The sequence below is a fragment of the Haloferax mediterranei ATCC 33500 genome (assembly GCF_000306765.2).
Taxonomy (GTDB): Archaea; Halobacteriota; Halobacteria; order Halobacteriales; family Haloferacaceae; genus Haloferax; species Haloferax mediterranei.
Window position 1 is genome coordinate 1,300,910 of sequence record NC_017941.2, and the last position, 17,356, is coordinate 1,318,265.

The window sequence follows — 17,356 nt, forward strand, 5'->3', positions numbered from 1 at the left end:
GGAAACCGCCGCCCGCGACGCAAGGGCTTTACTACCAACCGGGCGAAGCCCGGATTATGGAACCCGATTTCTCACCACTGGACGAGTTCCTCGGCGACGACTTCGACGGCTACCTCATTTCTGCCGACGGAACTGACTCCAACCAGTTGTACCTCTCTGGGTTCGATGCCCCCGACCCGTACACGACGCTCTACACGCCCGATGGAATTCACCTTCTCGTCTCGGGACTGGAGTACGGCCGCGCGAAAAAGGAAAGTCGCGCCGACACCGTCTCCCGACTCTCAGACTACAACTACCGAGAGAAGTACACCGAGCACGGCCCTGTCGTCGGAAAGGCGAAAGCCATTGCCGGATTCTTGGCGGACCACGATATCGAGGCGGTCGCTACCCCCGCGGACTTCCCGCTCGCAACCGGCGACGCGCTCCGCGAGGAGGGCCTCTCGGTCGAAGCGGAAACCGAGAACGTGCTGTCCAACATCCGCGCGGTGAAGACCAGCGAGGAAGTCGACCACATCCGCGACGCGCAGGAAGCAAACGAGGCCGCGATGCGGGCCGCAGAAGACCTCATCCGCGCCGCCGACGTGGCCGACAACGGAGTCCTCCACTACGAGGGCGAACCGCTGACGAGCGAGCGCGTCAAAGAGGAAATCGAGATTACGCTCCTCCGCCACGGCTGTGCACTGGACGAGACAATCGTTGCCTGCGGTGCCGACGCAGCCGACCCGCACGACCGCGGCAGCGGCCCGCTCCACGCCGACGAGGCCATCATTATCGACATCTTCCCGCGCGACAAGGAGACGAAGTACAACGGCGACATGACCCGAACCTTCGTCAAGGGAGAACCGACGCCGGAGATTCGCGAGTGGTTCGACCTCACCGAAGCGGCGTTCCACGCCGCTCTTGACGCTATCGAAGCGGGAGCAACCGGAAAAGACGTTCACGACGCCGTCTGCGACGTGTACGAGAACGCTGGCGAAAACACGCTTCGCGCCGACCCCTCCGCCGAAACCGGCTTCATTCACAGTACGGGCCACGGCGTCGGCCTCGACGTGCACGAACTCCCGTCTCTGAGCCAAGCCGGTGAGGAACTGAAACCCGGCCACGTCATCACCATCGAACCGGGCCTGTACGACCCGGATATTGGCGGCGTCAGAATCGAAGACCTCGTGGTCGTCACGGAAGACGGCTACGAGAACCTGACCGACTACCCGGTCGAACTCGTCGTCGAATAGGCACCGACAGTACCTACCGAGTCCAGTTTTTGCCGGTAGACAATTGGACGGGTTTCGAGCACAGAATTAGCTGTCGAGCGCGTTGTCGCCGGTGGCACCACTCGTTCCCGGTGCGTCAGTCCAACCGGAATTGGCTTCGCGCCACTGTTGCAACAAGTCCTCCAATGCGTCGGCGGTCTCGGGGGTGAGGACGCCGGCAGCCTGCCGGACAACTGTGCCATCCTCGATGAAGAGTGCATAGATGTTACCTTCACCGAGGAGACCGAGTCGGCGCTGGAGAGCGGTCTTGTTGACGCGGGTGACCAGCGCGTTGTCGTGCGGACGACTCCGGGCAGCACCCGGCGACATGCCGCCTCCACCGGGAAGCGAGGGCATCATGCCGCTTCGACTGCCGAGGACCAGCAGTTCGTAGTACTCGAAATGACCGTAGGTCTCACACAGCTCCTTTGCGAACCCTCGCCACGACCCGACCAGCGACTGCTGACGACGGTCGAAACTGATGAGTACGAGCGTCTGGTCCCCTTCGAGGTCGTCGGGAAGGACGACCTTCTGACCACTCGTATCTCGAGACGGGAGGCGAGGGAACTCCATGGATTAGGCGAACCCCCATTGGTAGTTAAGTCTAATTGCCGATTCGAAAATATATCGCGCCATCAAGAATGTATCCACAGCGGTGATGACGCGGAAACACATTGCCAGTTAATTGGCGTTCATACAGCATAAATCTCCGGGACTGAGTCTCAGCCCCGATAATTAGGTTAGTGTTCGTAGCCGGTGTCGAACAGTTGGGCCGACGTCGGACCCGGTTCGCTCCCTTCGACGACCGCGTACGACGAGAGGTCGTCGATGCCCGCCTCGGACAGGATTTCCTCGTCGTAGTAGCTGTTCCCCGTACACGAGGTCGGGTCGCGCGAGAACAGTTCGACGAGCGCGTCGCACATAATCTGCGGCGTCCGCCAGTCTTCGGGCGTTCCCATGCCGAAGTGGCGAGTCGCCTCGGATTCGATGGCCGCCACGGGCCAAAGGGCGTTCACGCCGATGTCGTCGGCGGCGAGTTCCTGTGCGAGCGACTGCGCGATGAACGTCATCCCGTATTTCGACAGTGCATAGGCGACTTTTCCGGGTGCGGGTTCCGCCGGTAGCGGCGGTGAGAACGTGACGACGTGCGCGTGGTCGCTCTCGCGGAGATGCGGAAGCGCGGCGTGAGTGGTCGCGTAGGAACCGCGGGCGTTCACGTCCATGAGGAGGTCGAAGCGCTTCGGCGGCGTGTTCTCGAAGTTCGCGATGTGAATCGCGCCGGCGTTGTTGACGACGAAGTCGATGCCGCCGAAGGCGTCGACCGTCTCGTCGATGGCGGTCTGTATGGAGTCGTCGTCGCGCACGTCGAGTTGACACCAGATAGACGAGCCACCGCGATTTCGGATTTCCTCCGTCGTCTCTACGATGGTCCCGGGTAGGTCCTCGCGCTCCTCGACAGTCTTCCCGGTCGAAACTACGTTGGCACCGCGGTCCGCCAGTTCGAGTGCAATCTGCTTGCCGATACCGCGACTCGTTCCGGTGATGAAGGCCGTCCGGCCCTCGAAATCCACATCATCGAATACCATAGAGACACATTGTCAATCGGCCACTTGACGTTTCGTACACCGACACTCCGTTCAACACGGTTTGTGGGGTTGCGGTGAATGGCTCGGCACGGACGAGGCCATCGGCGACTCAGTTTGGGGAAGCCAACCCATCGAGCGGGAGGTTTCCGTCGCCGCTGGCGCGGACTGTCTTACCACCGAACCCGGGGCGAGATGCCTGCACGGTGAACCGACAGTACAGCGACGAGGGAATCGACTTCGCCGACGGCGCGAACACGACCGGGACGAAAATCGTCCCTTGAGTCTGGACGTTCTTGAGTTCGACTACGGTCTGTTTGACGGTACTCCCGAGGTCGTAGTACGCTGAGAAACCGTCCCACTGCCCGGGTGGCTCGACACGGGCTTCGTAGCTCGCTGCTGCCTCGTACGACGACGGTGGCTCGAACCGAAAGCGGAACCAATCGGGGTGGTACCCCTCGTAGGGGTCGCTTGCGGCGAGCCCGCCGATGGTCGAGTTGAACCGTAGCGACAGCGTCGGAAAGTGGTCCTCGGGCCGAGTCACCCGTTTTACCTCTACAGCCGCGTACCCGATTCCGTCCTTGTCCCCCTCTCGCCGCGGATAGCGCCAGCGAATCTCGGGATTCTGTCCGTCTTGGACTGTCGTCTCGGCCCCGACGTGTTCGGGTCCAGTCCCGGGAATCCGTCCGCTACATCCTGCAAGGCTACCGACGACCGCCGACCCGAGTCCTGCGAGGACGTTCCTTCGAGTTCGACGTTCGCCGTCGGAGTCTGACGTGGAGGGCATCTAAGCTCGTGCGCTTGTGGACTGTCTGTCAACAAAGTAACCCCCGATTCGGATATTCCGCATCGCCCGCTCTCGCCATACCCGCCAGCACCGATTCTCTTTTTGCCAGTCACCGTCCACTCCGTACCGATGGACCTGCTCATCGTCGGCGCGGGCGCAATGGGTCGTTGGTTCGGCCGGACGGTCGACGCCGACCTCGCGTTCGCCGATGCGGACCCCGAAAGAGCGACGGCTGCAGCCGACGACCTCGGCGGTCGCGCCGTCCCGCTGGACGGCGACGAGCAATTCGACGTGGTGTGTCTCGCGGTCCCGATGCGACTCGCCGCCGAAGCCGTCGACGCAAACGCGCACCGCGCCACAGACGTGATGTGCGACGTAACCGGCTCGATGGCCGCCCCAGTAGCGGCCATGCGTGAACACTTCGACGGTCACGAACGCCTCAGTCTTCACCCGCTTTTCGCGCCGCAAAACGGTCCCGGAAACGTCGCCGCGGTCGTCGACGAGTCTGGACCGCTTACCGACGCGATTCTCGCGGACCTCGATTCGGCCGGGAACCACGTCTTCGAGACGACCCCGGAAGAACACGACAGGGCGATGGAGACAGTTCAGGCCGCCACCCACGCCGCCGTCCTCTCGTTTGGCCTCGCCGCCGACAACGTTCGTGACGAATTCGCCACGCCGGTTTCGGCCGCGTTAGACGAACTCGTCGCGTCGGTGTCGGGTGGCACGCCACGCGTGTATGCCGACATTCAGTCTTCGTTCGGCGACGGGACTGACCGCGTTGCCGACGCCGCCCGCGCCCTCGCAATGGCGGACCCCGAAACGTTCGCCGACCTCTACCGGACTGTCGCTCGCAGCGACACCAGCAAAGACGGGAACGAACACGAGACCGACAAGCACGACCCTGTCGAGTGACGAATGATGGGTGAGACTACCGCCGAGTGGCGAATCGAATCCCGATTTCCACCTCGAAAATCCCACCACTCCACAGTTCACTGATGATAGATAGAGACGCCGTCCGCGACAACGCGAAGTACCTCAGAAACGTTCGCCCCATCGACCCCGACGAGATAGCCGACTACATCGAAGGCGCACCGCACCCTGCGGTGGTGAAACAGACGCTCCGCGAGGAGGCCTCCGACCTCGGTCTCTTCGAGCGCGACGACGGGACGTTCGTCCCCGTGAGCGACGACCCCGTTCCCTTCCAAAACTGGTCGCCGACGGCCTTCCCTGACGATTACTCGTTCGCCCTCGAAGACATGCTCATCGAGCGCTATGGGGCGAACTGGCACGTCGGCGACTCGGGCGACCGACTTCGGCAGCGCGTCCGGCAACTGAAAGAGGACTACTACCGAGGGAACCCCGTCGAGTACGACGAAGACGCCGCTCTCGGCTACGCTATCTACCATCTTCCCGACTATTACGCCGCCGTGGGCTACGTCCTCTCCGACCTCGCGGAGCGTAACCTGCTCTCGCGTACCCTTCGCATCCTCGATGTCGGTGCCGGAACCGGCGGGCCCGCCCTCGGTCTCCACGACTACCTCCCGGACGACTCGGTTGTCGACTATCACGCGCTCGAACCGAGCGCCTCCGCCGACGTGCTCGAACGAATGCTCGGCGAGGCCCGCCGAAACTTCCGGACGACCGTCCACCGCGAGACGGCCGAGGCGTTCGACCCCGAGGGCGAGTACGATATCGTGCTCTTCGGGAGCGTCCTGAGCGAACTGGACGACCCCGCCGCAGTCGTTCGGAAATACCTCGACGCTCTCGCAGACGACGGGGCCATTGTCGCAATCGCTCCCGCCGACCGAAACACGAGCATCGGTCTCCGAGAAATCGAACGCGAGGTGGCTCCGGCAAACGGCGATGTGACGGTCTACTCGCCGACGCTTCGGCTCTGGGACGGCTACGCGCCATCGGACCGCGGGTGGTCATTCGACGTGAAGTCCGACCTCGACGTGCCGGGGTTCCAGCGCCGACTCGACGAGGGCCGCGACAGCGACGAAGACGAAGGGACGTTCATCAACGTCGACGTGCAGTACTCCTATAGCATTCTCCGAACCGACGGGGAACGCCGTCTCGACGTTCGCGGGAACCCGTCGCGGTTCGCCAAGATGGCCGAGATGGAGCGACACGTCACGAACCGCATCGACCTCCTCGCGGTGAAACTGAGCCACGACCTCTCGGAGGGGAACAATCAGGTGTTCAAAATCGGCGACGGCAGCGAGGGAGTCGACCACTACGCCGTCCGAACGCACCCGACAGTGCTGAACGCCGACGTGGCGGATGCCGACTACGGCGACGTGCTTGTGTTCGAAAATATCCTCGCGCTCTGGAACGACGACGAGGAGGCCTACAACCTCGTCGTCGACGACGAGACCCTCGTCGACCGCGTCGCCTGATTCAAACGCCAAACGCACCGCCCAGTTTTACTACGGGTCTCGCGCGACGGATGGCTTTTTGCGGGTTCCGTTCTCAGTCGAGACCATGAGCGAATCGAGCATCCTCCTCACTAACGACGACGGCATCGAGAGCGTGGGCTTCCGCGCACTCTACGACGCCCTCTCGGAGTTCGCCGACGTAACCGCCGTCGCACCCGAGACGGACCAGAGCGCGGTCGGTCGGAAGATGTCGACCGACGCAATTGTCTCCGAGCACGAACTCGGCTACGCCTTACAGGGAACGCCCGCAGACTGTACGGTCGCCGGGTTAGAAGCACTCTGCCCTGACGTGGACATGGTCGTCTCCGGTATCAATAAAGGAGCCAACATCGGGGCGTACGTCCTCGGCCGGTCGGGAACCGTCAGCGCCGCCGTCGAAGCGGCGTTTTTCGACGTGCCAGCCATTGCCCTCTCGCTGTACGTTCCCGGTGGCGGCGACCGCGCGTGGCACGAGAAGGCGACTGAGCCGGAGGACTTCCGCGAGGCGACCGCGGCGGCGACATACCTCGCCAAACATGCCAAATCCGCGGGCGTCTTCGGGCAGTGCGACTACCTGAACGTCAACGCGCCGATGCCCGACCCGGACGGTGAGCCTGCGGACATGCAGGTGACGTACCCCTCAGAGCTGTACGACATGACCGCCGAGTACAACAACGGAACCGTCAAACTCCACGACGCCGTCTGGGAGCGAATGCAGACTGGCAACATTCCAGACCCCGATGGGACCGACCGCCGGGCCGTCGTCGAAGGACGTATCTCTGTTTCGCCGTTGACTGCTCCACACACGACACATCGACACGAGGCGCTCGATGCGCTCGCAGAGACGTACATGGACTGAGAGAGCGCCAAAACCAGCGTTTTTGCCGTCTCCTAGGCACTTCGACTATCGACTAGCACTTTGTACGCGGTGGCGACGATACCAGCGAACATAGCGAACGCGCCGGCGGCAGACACGATGAGACCGATAAACGACACCAATCCGAGCAGATGGCCACCGAATGCGACTCCACCGAGAGCGAAGACCACCCACCCACCGAAGATGACCAAAAAGAGGCCGACGACACTGTCTTCGGTGGCGTAACGGAGGGCATCTCTAGCCGATAAACCAGACATGATTGACATAAACCGAGGGATGAAATTAACCATTTCGGTGACAACAACCCGAGGAGCAAAACATTGAACTATAGACCATATGACAATCGGCGTATGTCAGAAGCCGACGCTATCGAGCAGGTGGACGAACCGGGAACCGTCTCCTCGCTCGCGTCCGACCTCCGCGCGCTCGGTGTCGAAGCCGGCGACACCCTCACCGTCCACTCCTCCCTGCGGTCGCTCGGCTGGGTGTCTGGCGGCCCGCAGGCGGTCGTCGATGCGCTCCAAGAGGTTCTGACGGAATCGGGAACGCTCGTCATGCCGACGCACTCGACGCAGTACTCCGACCCTTCGGTCTGGCAGGAACCTCCAGTTCCGGACCACTGGGTCGAGATAATCGACGACTCGCGGCCGCCGTTCCGGCCTGAAGTGACGCCGACCCGGGGTATGGGTGCAATTCCGGAGTGCTTCCGTAACTATCCCGAAGCCGTCCGAAGCGAACACCCGCTGTACTCGTTTGCTGCGTGGGGCGCAGACGCCGACGAAATCGTTGCCGACCACAGTCTCGATAACGGCCTCGGAAACGAATCGCCACTCGCACGGGTCTACGACCGCGACGGCGACGTCCTCCTTCTCGGCGTCGGCCACGACAGTAACACCTCACTCCACCTCGCGGAGTACCGCGCCGACTTCGAAAAAGAGCGGAAGCAGGGAACTGCGCCGCTCCTCCGAGACGGCGAACGCGTCGTCTTCGAGTACGAAGACATCAGAATCGACAGCGACGATTTCGAGGAACTCGGGTCTGACTTCGAGTCGGAAGTCGGGGTTACTGCGGGGCAGGTCGCCGCCGCGACGGCCAAACTCGTGGACCAACCGACGCTCGTCGACTTCGCGGTCGACTGGTTCGAAGAGAACCGCTGAGTCTCTGCGCTTGGAGCGAACATAACTAAGCATCTCGTCAGTGTATTGAATACTAACATGAGCACCGAACGCACGCACACGAAGACAACGTCGGTCGAGGGGTCACGAGTCGACGCTTCGAAGATGCAGTTCGAAACGTCGGGTGGAAACCAGTTCGACATCGGTGGCGACGGCACGCCGGGAGAGTACATGCTCGGGTCGATTGCCGGTTGCTACAACGTCGTCGGTCATCTGGTCGCCGAGGAGATGGGATTCGAACTGGCCGACCTCACCATCTCGGTCGCCGGCGACGTCGACCCGCGAGTCTACAAGGGCGATAACACAGACGCTCGCGCGGGCTACCAAGAAATCCGGGTCGTTCTCGACATAGACGCCGATGTGAACGACCAGACGGTTGCAGAATGGGTCGAGAGGGTCGAAGAACGCTGTCCCGTCTGCGACAATATCTTCGAATCGACGCCCTCGATTACCGCAGTAAGCAACCGCGAGTCCTAACGGCAGGAGCACCGAAAAATAACGAATCTACTGACTCGAACTGACGACGATTCAGACGAGCGACGCGTCTAACGTAATCTCCGGACCGGCCAGCGCCTTCGAGACGGGGCAGTTCTCCTTCGCCCGCTGGGCGAGTGTCGAGAACGTTTCGTCGTCGATGTCGGGAATGTCAGCCTCCAGCGTCAGTTCGACTTGTGGAATCTCGAATCCACCACCGCTGGCTGGTTTGAGGTGTACATCCGCCACCGTGTGGAGGCTGTTCGGAGTGAACCCCTCGTCTTCGAGGAACGCCGTCAGTTGCATCGAAAAACAGCCGGAGTGGGCTGCGCCGATGAGTTCTTCGGGGTTCGACCCCACCTCGTCTTCGAATCGCGTCGGGAACGTAAACGTCCCCTCGACAGCACCGCTTTCGGTCTTAAAGTCACCACTGCCGCTTTTTCCACCTGTCCACGTCGTTTCCGCTTGTTCTGTTGGCATTCCAACAATAGCTTCGACCTCCACCAGTAAGGAGATACCGGCGGTGGGGTGCGACTATTCTGTTACCCGGAATTTTCGCGGAATGTGACGCAACGCTCACCACGCTGGCAGGGTGCGTGCCGAATCGAAGCCAAAATAGGAGGGTGGCCGCGTATCCGGGGCGATTTATGGATACTCAGTCGTCAGCGGTCATCTGTTCTTCGAGGTGCTCGGCCATCCGTTCGAATTCGTCTTCGAACGTGTCCATGTCGTAGTCCATCCCGTGAATGATGGCACTGTAGCGCGCGGTCCAACTCGAGAGGAAGGCAATCTCTTTGAGCTCCTCCTCGGTCGCGCCGTGCATCTTGGCCGCTTCTTTGTGGAAGTGCTGGCAGTACGGGCACTTGATGTTCGCCGCGATTGCAAGCCCGATTAGTTCCTTGTACTTCGGCGGAATCGCGGTCTCTTCGAACGCGTGGCGTTTGAAGTTCGGCCACTCGTTGACGAGGTCTTCGTCGTTCAGTTCCCAGAATCCGGGGACAAACCCGAGTGTCTCTTCGATATCTTTCCGTATTTCGTCAATGTCTCCTCCCTCAGATTTCGTTGCCATTGTCTGTGTCTCCTGGTGGTTCCAGCGGGTACGACTCAAGCACTTCATTCGAAATTCGATGCGGGACCGCTCCCGCCAGAACCAACTGGTTGTTCACTGGCTACCGCATTAAATATTGTTAATAATTATTATATTTGTTAACTAATTGTTTTGGAGCATGTCCGATAATCGGGAGTACGGACCCGTTTCGTCGCCCACACGTCGACGAACGTATCGGCGCGTTCGATGTGGCCCCGTCCGAAAAGGAACTGGGGGTTAGAACACACCGAAAACGAAGCCGACGCCCATTACGACGAGAACGGTAGCCGAGAACGCAGGAAGATACGGTGTGTACTGCTTGACTTTCTCCTCGTAGTGCTGGTAGCCTGCAATCAGGAGCATCGTCAGTCCGACGATGCCGACAACGACAGTAATCGCGTACGCACCCATCAGTTCGAGACAGTAGTTCGACCCGGCACAGAGTGCGATAATCTCGAACTCCTCTTCGTGTGCGAATCCGAGGACGAACGCGAACCACGCGATGCCGAAGAGACCGCGGTCGGCGGCCGAATCAAGCCCGTCGTGCGAGTGTGAGTGTCCGCCGAGGAACGGAATAAATCGCTTGATTCGGGACCGCAGCCTGTCGTCATCTTGACCGTAGGTATGTTCGTGGTCGGAGTCGTGGCAGTGGTCGGAGTCGTGGCAGTGGTCGGAGTCGTAGCTGTGGTCGGTGTCGTGGCTGTGGAGTCGACCGTGCTCGAGTAAATTGATACGGCTGAGTTTGTTCGAGTGGCTGTGGTCGTGGTCGTGAGAACCGTGGGGGTGGCCGTGCCCGGTCCCATGGCCCTCCCCATGGCTTCCGTGGGAATGGCCGTGAGTGTACTCTCGGATACCGAGCGCGATGAGCAACACACCGGCAACCAGACTAACCGGGCCGCCGATTTGGACGCCGCCCACTATCGTAATCGGCTCGTTGACCTGTGTGAGGTCGAAGTACTCCTTCGCATAGAAGAACACCCCCACCATCGCGATGCTGCTGACGAGGTGGCCGACGCCGAGGATGAAACTCGCCGCGAACCCGTACACCCACTTGTTCGCCTGGTCGAGGGCGTACGACGCCGCGACCGGCCAGCCGTGACCCGGTTCGATGCCGTGGATTGCCCCGAGTACCACTGCCCCAGCCAGCAACCCGAATGTATCACCTGAGAACACGGTTCTAGGCTAGCCTTGGAAAACACGGACTTTAGCGGTTGTTAATACCGAATTGGGTGAATCGTCATAACAGGACGACCGTGGTAAGGGGGTATCTTGTAACTGCACGAGTCAGTTCTGAGTGATGCGGACGAGTTTCAACATACCCGACGAGGTGGTCGAAGAGTTCGACCGGGTCTGGCAGGACGAAGGAATCGAAAACCGCTCGCGTGCCGTTCGAGAGGCGATGTTGGAGTTCATCGAATCCCACTCCCGACTCGAAGATACGACCGGCGAGGTCGTTGCGCTCGTCGGCTTCGACTACCGCCACCACGACGTGATACAAGAACTCCACAGCACGCAACACGAGTATCAGGATATCATTCTCAACACCAGCCACACCCATCAGGGCGAGTGGTGTCTCGAATCGCTGTTCTGTCGCGGTCCCGCCGAACGCGTGCGCGAGTTGACGTACCAACTCCGGGATTTCGACGCGGTCCGTCGGGTGAAGGTGATGGTCATTCGGGATAGTGTGTCGTAGGCCGATTGCGAGTCACTTACGAGGGCGAGATATAGGGGGTTCAACTCGAACTTGAGAGTTCTTCGCGGAGTTCACCGAGTATGTCCGGTTCGAGTCCAGCGATGACTCCCCCGCTGACGGCGAAAGCGACGAGTGTCCCGACAAGGAGGACGGCCAGTCCAACCTCCTGCCACAGAGTCAACAGGCTGGGCGCGGCGCTGTTGATTCCGATGTGGACGGCACCTTGTGGTAGCCAATCGACTCAAACGCACCCGCACTGGCAAGATACACCAGAACCGCCCACGGGGACCCCCCGAGAAGTCCTGCGATACCGCCTGCGAATCTCGCAGAATAACACTTCGATAGTGGCGCGAGAACCGATTACCACTCACCCCGGCGTGGGCGCGCCTGGCCCAGTTGGCTTCTCTTTGTGGTCGGGGTCGCCGCGGTTGAGGATTGCATCGCGGATACGGTCGAATACCGATTTGTCGGTGCGAACAATGGGAGTGGACATATCTCACACCTATGTTAGAGTTTGACACACTTGGGCCTGGCGGGGACTACTACCGTTCGAGATGCGCACTCTCTATTCAGCACCACTTTGACAAACTGTCACTGATTAAAAATTCACTCAGAACCGTTATTTTCGTAGACGGCCGAACCGAGCTTTCGAGGTTTCAGTGGCTCGTTGCGGCCGTGAAATTGTTCTCAAGGGGGACGTTTCAGAGAGTCGAAGTCAGCCTAGCGCAGGAAGGATAACGAACCCGACGATGTCATTGAGCAGGTGCATTACTATCGGCGCGACGAGCGTCCGTCGCCAGAGGTAGACACCCGTGACGACCACGGACCACGCGCCAATCTGGAGCGTTGTTCCGACTCCCCACAGTGGGATGTGAATTGCAGTGAAAACAGCGAGTGGGATTCCGGCGGCGAGCCACACGTTGCCCGTGAGTTCGAGAAGGCGCTCGATAGGATAGCCGCGGAAGAGAACCTCTTCGACGATACCGGCGGTGATTGCCGAGGCGAGGACGACTGGAAGTGGTTGCGAAAGCAGGGCTTGGCCGCTGTTGGCATCGTAGAGACCGACCGCTGAAAGGAGCGGTTGGGAGAGCATGAACACCATGACACCGACGACGAATCCGACGACGCCAACCCCGATATCAGCCAGTGTTGGCCGCGCGACTCCGATTGACGCGAGCGACTCTCGTTCCCAGTACAAGACGAGAGCGACCAAGACACCGAGAGTCAACCACAGATGCCCGACCCAGAACGGGATTTCAGCCAGTCCCGAAAATTCAGCAGTCAAAGGGAACAAAAGGAACTCTCCGACCAGCATCGGGCCAGCGAGTGCGACGAACAGGCCGAAGAGCGTGGGAACGTTAGCGCCGAGGAATTCGGCGAGACTCTGACGCGACTCGGATGCCGTTTCGGTCATCGAATCACCACCGTTCGAGAACCGTACTTCGACCCGGTAGTAAGCGAGGGCTGAACGATTCGTACGGTGTCTTGGTTGTCTCTGTTGATGCCCCTACGCAGGGTTGAGACGCTGTGGTCCCTCTTCATATCGCTCAGGAGACATTACAGATGCATTATTTTTGTCCATCGGTACCTCCCATCTATCAGTGACTTCCCCATCACAGCTGAACGAATTGTAAACCACCAGCAGGAATCGAGCAGAGTCAGCTATTCGTTGGCTTCCGCCGCATCGCGTCGAAGATGCGCTTCGATGAGAGTGTTCACACCCCGACGAAGTCGCTCTGACATGGCCTGAGAGCCAATACCGAACTCCTGACTCAACTGACTGAGAGAAACACCTCTCGGGACTTGGAAATATCCCATCTCGCAGGCACTCTCTAGGGCGTCGTACTGGTCGTCGGTCAGAGTCTCCATCGCGGGGCACTGGAAGTCAACTTCGTCAGGCGGACTCGTTTCTGAATAGAGAGTGGCCAACTGGACGGAAACGTCCGTTTCACGGCACTCTGCGATGAATTCGGAGAGGGAGTCTCGGCTCGGGCTTCGGACACGGAGTCGCCAGTTTGAGTCTCCTGCTGGACTCGTTGCTTCGAGAATTTGGATGCCTTTTGTCGCGAGGAGTTCCGAGATAAGCGTCTGAGTAGCCCCTGCTGTGATGTTGTAGACGCGGACATCGGAGAAGTCGGCTACGCGCTCGCAGGTGTCGATAGACGGGTCTGATTGGACCTCCGCTTCGAATTCATCGAAGTCACAACCGCGGACGACGATTCCCGCTTGCTCAGATGTTCCCTGATACTGAATCCTGATTTCTGCCTCTGGAAGCGCTTGTAAAGCCTTCTCTGTTAAGATGGCACCCGGGCCAGAGACACGGAGTTCAGCGATGACTGATGCCATGATCCATTTACCATGTTAGCATAGCTCATTGCCGATGATAAGTGAGGGCTTTGCAGGCGAGACTCGCCATAACTCGTCTCAGTGCCACTTGTTTTCTTGTTCTCCCGTGGGACATTTCATCTTGACAGGGACCCAATCAACCAGTATGTCCTCCGAGCGCTTCCCGAGTATCGACGTTACAGGTGACCAACAGCCGAAGGATGTCCCCTTCCGACTCGGTATTGAGAAGGTGCGCGATTTTTCATCTGACGAACCCGCTCGGATTCGAGTGTCGTTCGAGAACCGTGCTTCGACGGAACAGATAGTCGGATTTGGGGCGATTCAACCGTTCACCAACATCTGGTGTGAAGGTGAGTTCCCGATTGTCCTCGTTCCGAGCGATACCGGGATTCAGAAGTACGCCTTCGGAACCGACGAACAGATTATTCCCGACCGCCCGGTCGAGGGTTGTTGGCAGACGAATCTCGTTCGATTCAGCTGTAACGACGTGCTCCGATTTCGGCCCCTCGATGTGGGCGAGACCATGCAGACGGAGTACACCGTACTGCAGTATCCAGAACGAGAGATACTGGAGGCAACGACAGACAAGTGGTTCGGCCCTGTCGCTGAGAGTGATGTCTGTCTCCCCGCAGGAAAGTACCGTTTTGTGGACTCCTTCTTGCCGAGGTTCAGAACGGATACGACGTGGGACGAGTTCGATTGGGGGTTCACGCTCACGATTGAAGAATAGCGAGCGCGACCGCACCTCTCTCAGCCGAGGAGAATATCTGTGAACTCGTCGCTCCCAGACCTGTGTCGCCGTGGCGTATCCGATGTCCCACCACGATGCAACCGAGATTCGAATCGTTCCGCCGTGCGGTGTATGCAGAGAACTACTCGCGGACTACAACGAAGATATGCGCGTTATCGTCCCTGTCGAAGGTGAAAACCGGGTTGCAAGCGCTATCGACCTTCTTCCGACTCGGACGTGATGAGTACCTGCTCGGGGGCCAAGTGAAAGTAACGTACAACGACGCCGAGTACCTCGCCGAGCGACACGGGATCGACGGACAGCGTGAGCGATTGGAGCAGGTCAACACCGTTCTCGAGTCGCTTGCCACGGGCGACCGCTAGTCTGAGGGAGTCATAGAACTCTAGGACGAGCTTTCCCGAAGATACCCGTCTCCCCATTCGTCCATCGCTTCGATTACGGACTCTAGCGAGGCCCCCTGTTCGGTCAGGGAGTACTCGACGCGGAATGGCTTCTCGCTCACGATTGCGCGATTCACGAGCCCGTTTTCCTCTAGGTCCTCCAGACTATTCGAGAGGACGGTGCTGGAGATGGTGTCGATCTCCGCTTTGAGGGCGTTGAATCCGAGCGGGCCGTGTGCGAGCAATCGATGGATGATGACGGGATGCCATTTCTTCCCGATGAGATGAGCCGAACACGTCACGGTACACCAGTCATCGTCGGCACACCACGACGCAACACACGCTTGCTCGGTCGCGTTCCCCATTTCTGTTGGCGGTAACGGATGTAAAGCTATTATTATTGCGCTACTAAGTCGCTTAGCAACAGTTGATACTGCATACTGGGTAGGTTAGGGATGTGCACCACATCAGTACGGCCTTCGCTTACGCTTATTCACTGTCTTGCTCACTGACCTCTATGGAAGACACATATGGTGCCCGCGTCGGGTCGGTTCGTCAGTCGACTCTGGATTGGGCTCTCACAGGCCTTCGTCTCGTTCTCGCCGCACTCGTTGCGAAACCGGCTCTGAGCAAGTTCATCACCCACGGGACTTCTGTTGCCTTCTTCGATGCAATCGGAATGCCCGCTCCGACACTGATGGTCATCGTTGCGGGGTTCATCGAAGTGGGAGCGGTCGTGCTACTCCTCGCCGGAGTCGGAGAGCGACTCGCGGCCTTCTCGCTCATCCCGGTGATGCTCGTTGCCGTACTGTACGTTGGGCCGGATTGGAAGAACCTCAGCGTTCTGGTCGGTTCTCTGGTACTCTTACTATTGGAGAGGGGTTCTGGTTCCCGCTCGTGGCCAGCACAGCGGCTACTCGGTTAGTCGGCCTCGTGACCGAACACAGACTGAAAGCGGGATTCGTACCGCGACCACGCCGAAGTTGCGGTTGCAACCCTCGTCCTGCATCTCGTCTACGGCAGCGTGCTCGGCTGGGTGCTGGACCGAAATACGTCGTCGATGGCGGAGAGACACAACAGCTGACTGACGAGGTGATGGTTAGGCTCCGCTAACTTGGTCAGGGAGCCCTTGTCCTAGCTTTACAGCGGGATCACCCAAAGGAGAGGTATGACGTCAGTCGAAATCGAATACTGCGTTCCCTGCGGACTGCTTGACACAGCGGTAGAAACCCAGACCCGACTCCTGGACGAATTCGGCCAGAAGCTGGATGGAGTGACACTCTCTCCTGGCCACGGCGGTGTGTTCATCGTGACTGCCGACGGTGAGACGATTTGGGATAAAGACGCCCACGGCGCTGCCCTCGACTTGGACCTCATCGTCGAGGCAATCAACGACAGGCTCCCGGCAGAAGCCTAACTACTTCCCAAACACCATACCCGAACTCTATCAAGCAGCGGGCTGTCGGTACTCGTAGACGGTACCCGAAACGCAGGCATTGCGGAGAACGATCTTCCCACTGGTCGCAATCGCCGCTATGAGTTCACAACACGGCAGCAAACGGGAATACAAACGACCAAACCCCGCATGGACGGATTCACCACATCGATGTCAGATAGCGTCGTGACTCGGGTTACAACCCTCGTCGACGAGTATCTACTAATCTGGGTGCTTCTTTCGGTCGGCGTTGGGCTTCTCACCCCGTCACTCGCATTTCTCACGCCGCTGTCGACGCCGATTCTGGCGGTCATGATCGGAGCGGTCTCACTAACACTTGCGCCCGAGCGGTTCCGCCAACTCCGTGGCCGGACCGTACTCACGATTCTCGTCGTGCAGACTGGGATGCCCTTGCTCGCGTTTGCCATCGCCCGGACGCTTGGCCTCTCTCCAGCGCTCACTGCTGGATTTGTGGTATTGGGTGCGGTGACACCAGAACTCGTTACGCCGACAATGACCGAACTCAGCGGGGGTGATACAGCCCTCGCAACGGTCGTTCTTGTCGTGGTCGGCCTCGGAACGCTCGTCCTCGTCCCTGGAGTCGTGACCGTACTTCTGGGCGCGTCGGTCCCGGTCGATCCGCTGGTAATCGTCGAACAGTTGCTGCTCGCGGTGGTCATCCCGATGACCCTCGCGGTCGGAGCCCGGTACCGGTGGCCTGGTCGAATCGGACAGTACGATGATATCTATCCGTCTGTGTCGGGAGTCATGGTGATTCTCATCATCGGAATCGTCGCTGCGGCCAACGCGTCGACCGTTCGCGATGGCGGTGCTGTGCTACTTCTCGTTGTGGTCGGTGCGGTCGTCCTCAACAGTACCGGCTATGCCGTCGGTTGGCTCGTCGGTCGGAACTTCACTCGGAGGGAGCGTATCGCCGCGACACTGTCGATTGGAATGCGTGACTTCGCCGTCGCCGCTGCACTCCTCGTCGGAGCGGGCTTCCCGACGGCAGCGACACTCCCCGCAGTCGTCTTTGGAATCGTCGAGATGACGACGAGTGCAGGGCTCGCAAAGTGGTTCAGCCAATCGCCCTGAACG

At 59.8% G+C, this 17,356-nt stretch carries 24 protein-coding genes; 12 read left to right on the top strand and 12 right to left on the bottom strand.

Translation table 11 applies throughout. From position 1 onward, the window contains the following. Positions 1-56 precede the first annotated feature (56 nt). Positions 57-1,232, top strand: coding sequence for a M24 family metallopeptidase (locus tag HFX_RS06730; RefSeq protein WP_004057133.1), 1,176 nt, complete (start codon positions 57-59; stop codon positions 1,230-1,232). A gap of 66 nt (positions 1,233-1,298) precedes the next feature. On the opposite strand, the gene HFX_RS06735 is transcribed toward HFX_RS06730, so the two are convergent. From HFX_RS06735 to HFX_RS06745, 3 genes are all read right to left on the bottom strand, one after another. Beyond that, positions 1,299-1,823, bottom strand: a complete 525-nt coding sequence (locus HFX_RS06735; protein ID WP_004057131.1) for a hypothetical protein — start codon at positions 1,821-1,823, stop codon at positions 1,299-1,301. A gap of 167 nt (positions 1,824-1,990) precedes the next feature. Continuing rightward, a complete protein-coding gene (locus HFX_RS06740) occupies positions 1,991-2,836 on the bottom strand; it encodes an SDR family oxidoreductase (RefSeq protein WP_004057129.1) in 846 nt (281 codons plus the stop codon). A gap of 109 nt (positions 2,837-2,945) precedes the next feature. After that, the gene (locus HFX_RS06745) at positions 2,946-3,620 is read right to left on the bottom strand and encodes a hypothetical protein (protein ID WP_004057125.1); all 675 of its coding nucleotides are present in this window, start codon (positions 3,618-3,620) and stop codon (positions 2,946-2,948) included. A gap of 129 nt (positions 3,621-3,749) precedes the next feature. Between HFX_RS06745 and HFX_RS06750 the strand changes: the two genes are divergently transcribed. The 3 genes from HFX_RS06750 (at position 3,750) to surE (ending at position 6,899) form a co-directional block, all read left to right on the top strand. Continuing rightward, complete coding sequence (locus HFX_RS06750) at positions 3,750-4,535, top strand: prephenate dehydrogenase/arogenate dehydrogenase family protein (RefSeq protein ID WP_004057123.1); 786 nt, start codon at positions 3,750-3,752, stop codon at positions 4,533-4,535. Between the two features lie 83 nt (positions 4,536-4,618). Next, positions 4,619-6,022, top strand: a complete 1,404-nt coding sequence (locus HFX_RS06755; RefSeq protein ID WP_004057121.1) for a small ribosomal subunit Rsm22 family protein — start codon at positions 4,619-4,621, stop codon at positions 6,020-6,022. A gap of 85 nt (positions 6,023-6,107) precedes the next feature. Continuing rightward, entirely contained in the window at positions 6,108-6,899 is a 792-nt protein-coding gene (surE, locus tag HFX_RS06760; RefSeq protein WP_004057119.1) for a 5'/3'-nucleotidase SurE, read from the top strand. 32 nt (positions 6,900-6,931) lie between these two features. On the opposite strand, the gene HFX_RS06765 is transcribed toward surE, so the two are convergent. Further along, entirely contained in the window at positions 6,932-7,174 is a 243-nt protein-coding gene (locus tag HFX_RS06765; protein WP_004057117.1) for a hypothetical protein, read from the bottom strand. Positions 7,175-7,267: 93 nt separating this feature from the next. On the opposite strand from HFX_RS06765, the gene HFX_RS06770 reads away from it, so the two are divergent. After that, positions 7,268-8,074, top strand: coding sequence for an aminoglycoside N(3)-acetyltransferase (locus HFX_RS06770; RefSeq protein ID WP_004057116.1), 807 nt, complete (start codon positions 7,268-7,270; stop codon positions 8,072-8,074). 57 nt (positions 8,075-8,131) lie between these two features. After that, positions 8,132-8,569: an OsmC family protein gene (locus HFX_RS06775; RefSeq protein WP_004057115.1), complete on the top strand. Its 438-nt coding sequence runs from the start codon at positions 8,132-8,134 to the stop codon at positions 8,567-8,569. Between the two features lie 51 nt (positions 8,570-8,620). Here HFX_RS06775 and HFX_RS06780 read toward each other — a convergent pair whose 3' ends face one another. The 3 genes from HFX_RS06780 to HFX_RS06790 all read right to left on the bottom strand — a co-directional run bounded on the left by HFX_RS06780 (position 8,621) and on the right by HFX_RS06790 (position 10,826). Then, on the bottom strand, positions 8,621-9,046 hold the full coding sequence (locus HFX_RS06780) for an OsmC family peroxiredoxin (protein ID WP_004057114.1): 426 nt from the start codon (positions 9,044-9,046) through the stop codon (positions 8,621-8,623). 175 nt (positions 9,047-9,221) lie between these two features. Then, a complete protein-coding gene (locus tag HFX_RS06785) occupies positions 9,222-9,635 on the bottom strand; it encodes a carboxymuconolactone decarboxylase family protein (RefSeq protein ID WP_014732287.1) in 414 nt (137 codons plus the stop codon). A gap of 255 nt (positions 9,636-9,890) precedes the next feature. After that, positions 9,891-10,826, bottom strand: coding sequence for a sulfite exporter TauE/SafE family protein (locus HFX_RS06790; RefSeq protein ID WP_014732288.1), 936 nt, complete (start codon positions 10,824-10,826; stop codon positions 9,891-9,893). Positions 10,827-10,950: 124 nt separating this feature from the next. Here HFX_RS06790 and HFX_RS06795 point away from each other — a divergent pair, with 124 nt between their 5' ends. Then, positions 10,951-11,346 carry a CopG family ribbon-helix-helix protein gene (locus HFX_RS06795; protein ID WP_004057111.1) on the top strand — a complete coding sequence of 132 codons (396 nt, stop codon included), beginning with the start codon at positions 10,951-10,953 and terminating at the stop codon, positions 11,344-11,346. Positions 11,347-11,386: 40 nt separating this feature from the next. On the opposite strand, the gene HFX_RS19635 is transcribed toward HFX_RS06795, so the two are convergent. From HFX_RS19635 to HFX_RS06805, 4 genes are all read right to left on the bottom strand, one after another. Then, positions 11,387-11,527, bottom strand: a complete 141-nt coding sequence (locus tag HFX_RS19635; protein ID WP_155844682.1) for a hypothetical protein — start codon at positions 11,525-11,527, stop codon at positions 11,387-11,389. Positions 11,528-11,713: 186 nt separating this feature from the next. Continuing rightward, the gene (locus HFX_RS20470) at positions 11,714-11,839 is read right to left on the bottom strand and encodes a hypothetical protein (protein WP_269321954.1); all 126 of its coding nucleotides are present in this window, start codon (positions 11,837-11,839) and stop codon (positions 11,714-11,716) included. A 222-nt stretch (positions 11,840-12,061) separates the two neighbouring features. Continuing rightward, positions 12,062-12,760, bottom strand: coding sequence for a CPBP family intramembrane glutamic endopeptidase (locus tag HFX_RS06800; RefSeq protein WP_004057110.1), 699 nt, complete (start codon positions 12,758-12,760; stop codon positions 12,062-12,064). 248 nt (positions 12,761-13,008) lie between these two features. Further along, positions 13,009-13,692, bottom strand: a complete 684-nt coding sequence (locus HFX_RS06805; protein ID WP_004057107.1) for a helix-turn-helix domain-containing protein — start codon at positions 13,690-13,692, stop codon at positions 13,009-13,011. 145 nt (positions 13,693-13,837) lie between these two features. Here HFX_RS06805 and HFX_RS06810 point away from each other — a divergent pair, with 145 nt between their 5' ends. Both HFX_RS06810 and HFX_RS19640 read left to right on the top strand, forming a co-directional pair. Next, on the top strand, positions 13,838-14,422 hold the full coding sequence (locus tag HFX_RS06810; RefSeq protein ID WP_004057105.1) for a hypothetical protein: 585 nt from the start codon (positions 13,838-13,840) through the stop codon (positions 14,420-14,422). A gap of 95 nt (positions 14,423-14,517) precedes the next feature. After that, complete coding sequence (locus HFX_RS19640; RefSeq protein ID WP_049917408.1) at positions 14,518-14,805, top strand: hypothetical protein; 288 nt, start codon at positions 14,518-14,520, stop codon at positions 14,803-14,805. 20 nt (positions 14,806-14,825) lie between these two features. On the opposite strand, the gene HFX_RS06815 is transcribed toward HFX_RS19640, so the two are convergent. Continuing rightward, positions 14,826-15,188, bottom strand: a complete 363-nt coding sequence (locus tag HFX_RS06815; RefSeq protein ID WP_004057101.1) for a winged helix-turn-helix transcriptional regulator — start codon at positions 15,186-15,188, stop codon at positions 14,826-14,828. A 152-nt stretch (positions 15,189-15,340) separates the two neighbouring features. Here HFX_RS06815 and HFX_RS06820 point away from each other — a divergent pair, with 152 nt between their 5' ends. From HFX_RS06820 to HFX_RS06830, 3 genes are all read left to right on the top strand, one after another. Further along, positions 15,341-15,748, top strand: a complete 408-nt coding sequence (locus HFX_RS06820) for a DoxX family protein (protein ID WP_004057099.1) — start codon at positions 15,341-15,343, stop codon at positions 15,746-15,748. 243 nt (positions 15,749-15,991) lie between these two features. Then, positions 15,992-16,240 carry a SelT/SelW/SelH family protein gene (locus HFX_RS06825; RefSeq protein WP_004057097.1) on the top strand — a complete coding sequence of 83 codons (249 nt, stop codon included), beginning with the start codon at positions 15,992-15,994 and terminating at the stop codon, positions 16,238-16,240. Between the two features lie 189 nt (positions 16,241-16,429). After that, complete coding sequence (locus tag HFX_RS06830; RefSeq protein WP_231512895.1) at positions 16,430-17,353, top strand: bile acid:sodium symporter family protein; 924 nt, start codon at positions 16,430-16,432, stop codon at positions 17,351-17,353. Positions 17,354-17,356: the final 3 nt, after the last annotated feature.

Coding starts and splice junctions, on each gene's coding strand:
- HFX_RS06730 (WP_004057133.1), top strand. CDS start 57: ATGGAACCCGATTTCTCACCACTGGACGAGTTCCTCGGCGACGACTTC.
- HFX_RS06735 (WP_004057131.1), bottom strand. CDS start 1,823: ATGGAGTTCCCTCGCCTCCCGTCTCGAGATACGAGTGGTCAGAAGGTC.
- HFX_RS06740 (WP_004057129.1), bottom strand. CDS start 2,836: ATGGTATTCGATGATGTGGATTTCGAGGGCCGGACGGCCTTCATCACC.
- HFX_RS06745 (WP_004057125.1), bottom strand. CDS start 3,620: ATGCCCTCCACGTCAGACTCCGACGGCGAACGTCGAACTCGAAGGAAC.
- HFX_RS06750 (WP_004057123.1), top strand. CDS start 3,750: ATGGACCTGCTCATCGTCGGCGCGGGCGCAATGGGTCGTTGGTTCGGC.
- HFX_RS06755 (WP_004057121.1), top strand. CDS start 4,619: ATGATAGATAGAGACGCCGTCCGCGACAACGCGAAGTACCTCAGAAAC.
- surE (WP_004057119.1), top strand. CDS start 6,108: ATGAGCGAATCGAGCATCCTCCTCACTAACGACGACGGCATCGAGAGC.
- HFX_RS06765 (WP_004057117.1), bottom strand. CDS start 7,174: ATGTCTGGTTTATCGGCTAGAGATGCCCTCCGTTACGCCACCGAAGAC.
- HFX_RS06770 (WP_004057116.1), top strand. CDS start 7,268: ATGTCAGAAGCCGACGCTATCGAGCAGGTGGACGAACCGGGAACCGTC.
- HFX_RS06775 (WP_004057115.1), top strand. CDS start 8,132: ATGAGCACCGAACGCACGCACACGAAGACAACGTCGGTCGAGGGGTCA.
- HFX_RS06780 (WP_004057114.1), bottom strand. CDS start 9,046: ATGCCAACAGAACAAGCGGAAACGACGTGGACAGGTGGAAAAAGCGGC.
- HFX_RS06785 (WP_014732287.1), bottom strand. CDS start 9,635: ATGGCAACGAAATCTGAGGGAGGAGACATTGACGAAATACGGAAAGAT.
- HFX_RS06795 (WP_004057111.1), top strand. CDS start 10,951: ATGCGGACGAGTTTCAACATACCCGACGAGGTGGTCGAAGAGTTCGAC.
- HFX_RS20470 (WP_269321954.1), bottom strand. CDS start 11,839: ATGTCCACTCCCATTGTTCGCACCGACAAATCGGTATTCGACCGTATC.
- HFX_RS06800 (WP_004057110.1), bottom strand. CDS start 12,760: ATGACCGAAACGGCATCCGAGTCGCGTCAGAGTCTCGCCGAATTCCTC.
- HFX_RS06805 (WP_004057107.1), bottom strand. CDS start 13,692: ATGGCATCAGTCATCGCTGAACTCCGTGTCTCTGGCCCGGGTGCCATC.
- HFX_RS06810 (WP_004057105.1), top strand. CDS start 13,838: ATGTCCTCCGAGCGCTTCCCGAGTATCGACGTTACAGGTGACCAACAG.
- HFX_RS19640 (WP_049917408.1), top strand. CDS start 14,518: ATGCAACCGAGATTCGAATCGTTCCGCCGTGCGGTGTATGCAGAGAAC.
- HFX_RS06815 (WP_004057101.1), bottom strand. CDS start 15,188: ATGGGGAACGCGACCGAGCAAGCGTGTGTTGCGTCGTGGTGTGCCGAC.
- HFX_RS06820 (WP_004057099.1), top strand. CDS start 15,341: ATGGAAGACACATATGGTGCCCGCGTCGGGTCGGTTCGTCAGTCGACT.
- HFX_RS06825 (WP_004057097.1), top strand. CDS start 15,992: ATGACGTCAGTCGAAATCGAATACTGCGTTCCCTGCGGACTGCTTGAC.
- HFX_RS06830 (WP_231512895.1), top strand. CDS start 16,430: ATGTCAGATAGCGTCGTGACTCGGGTTACAACCCTCGTCGACGAGTAT.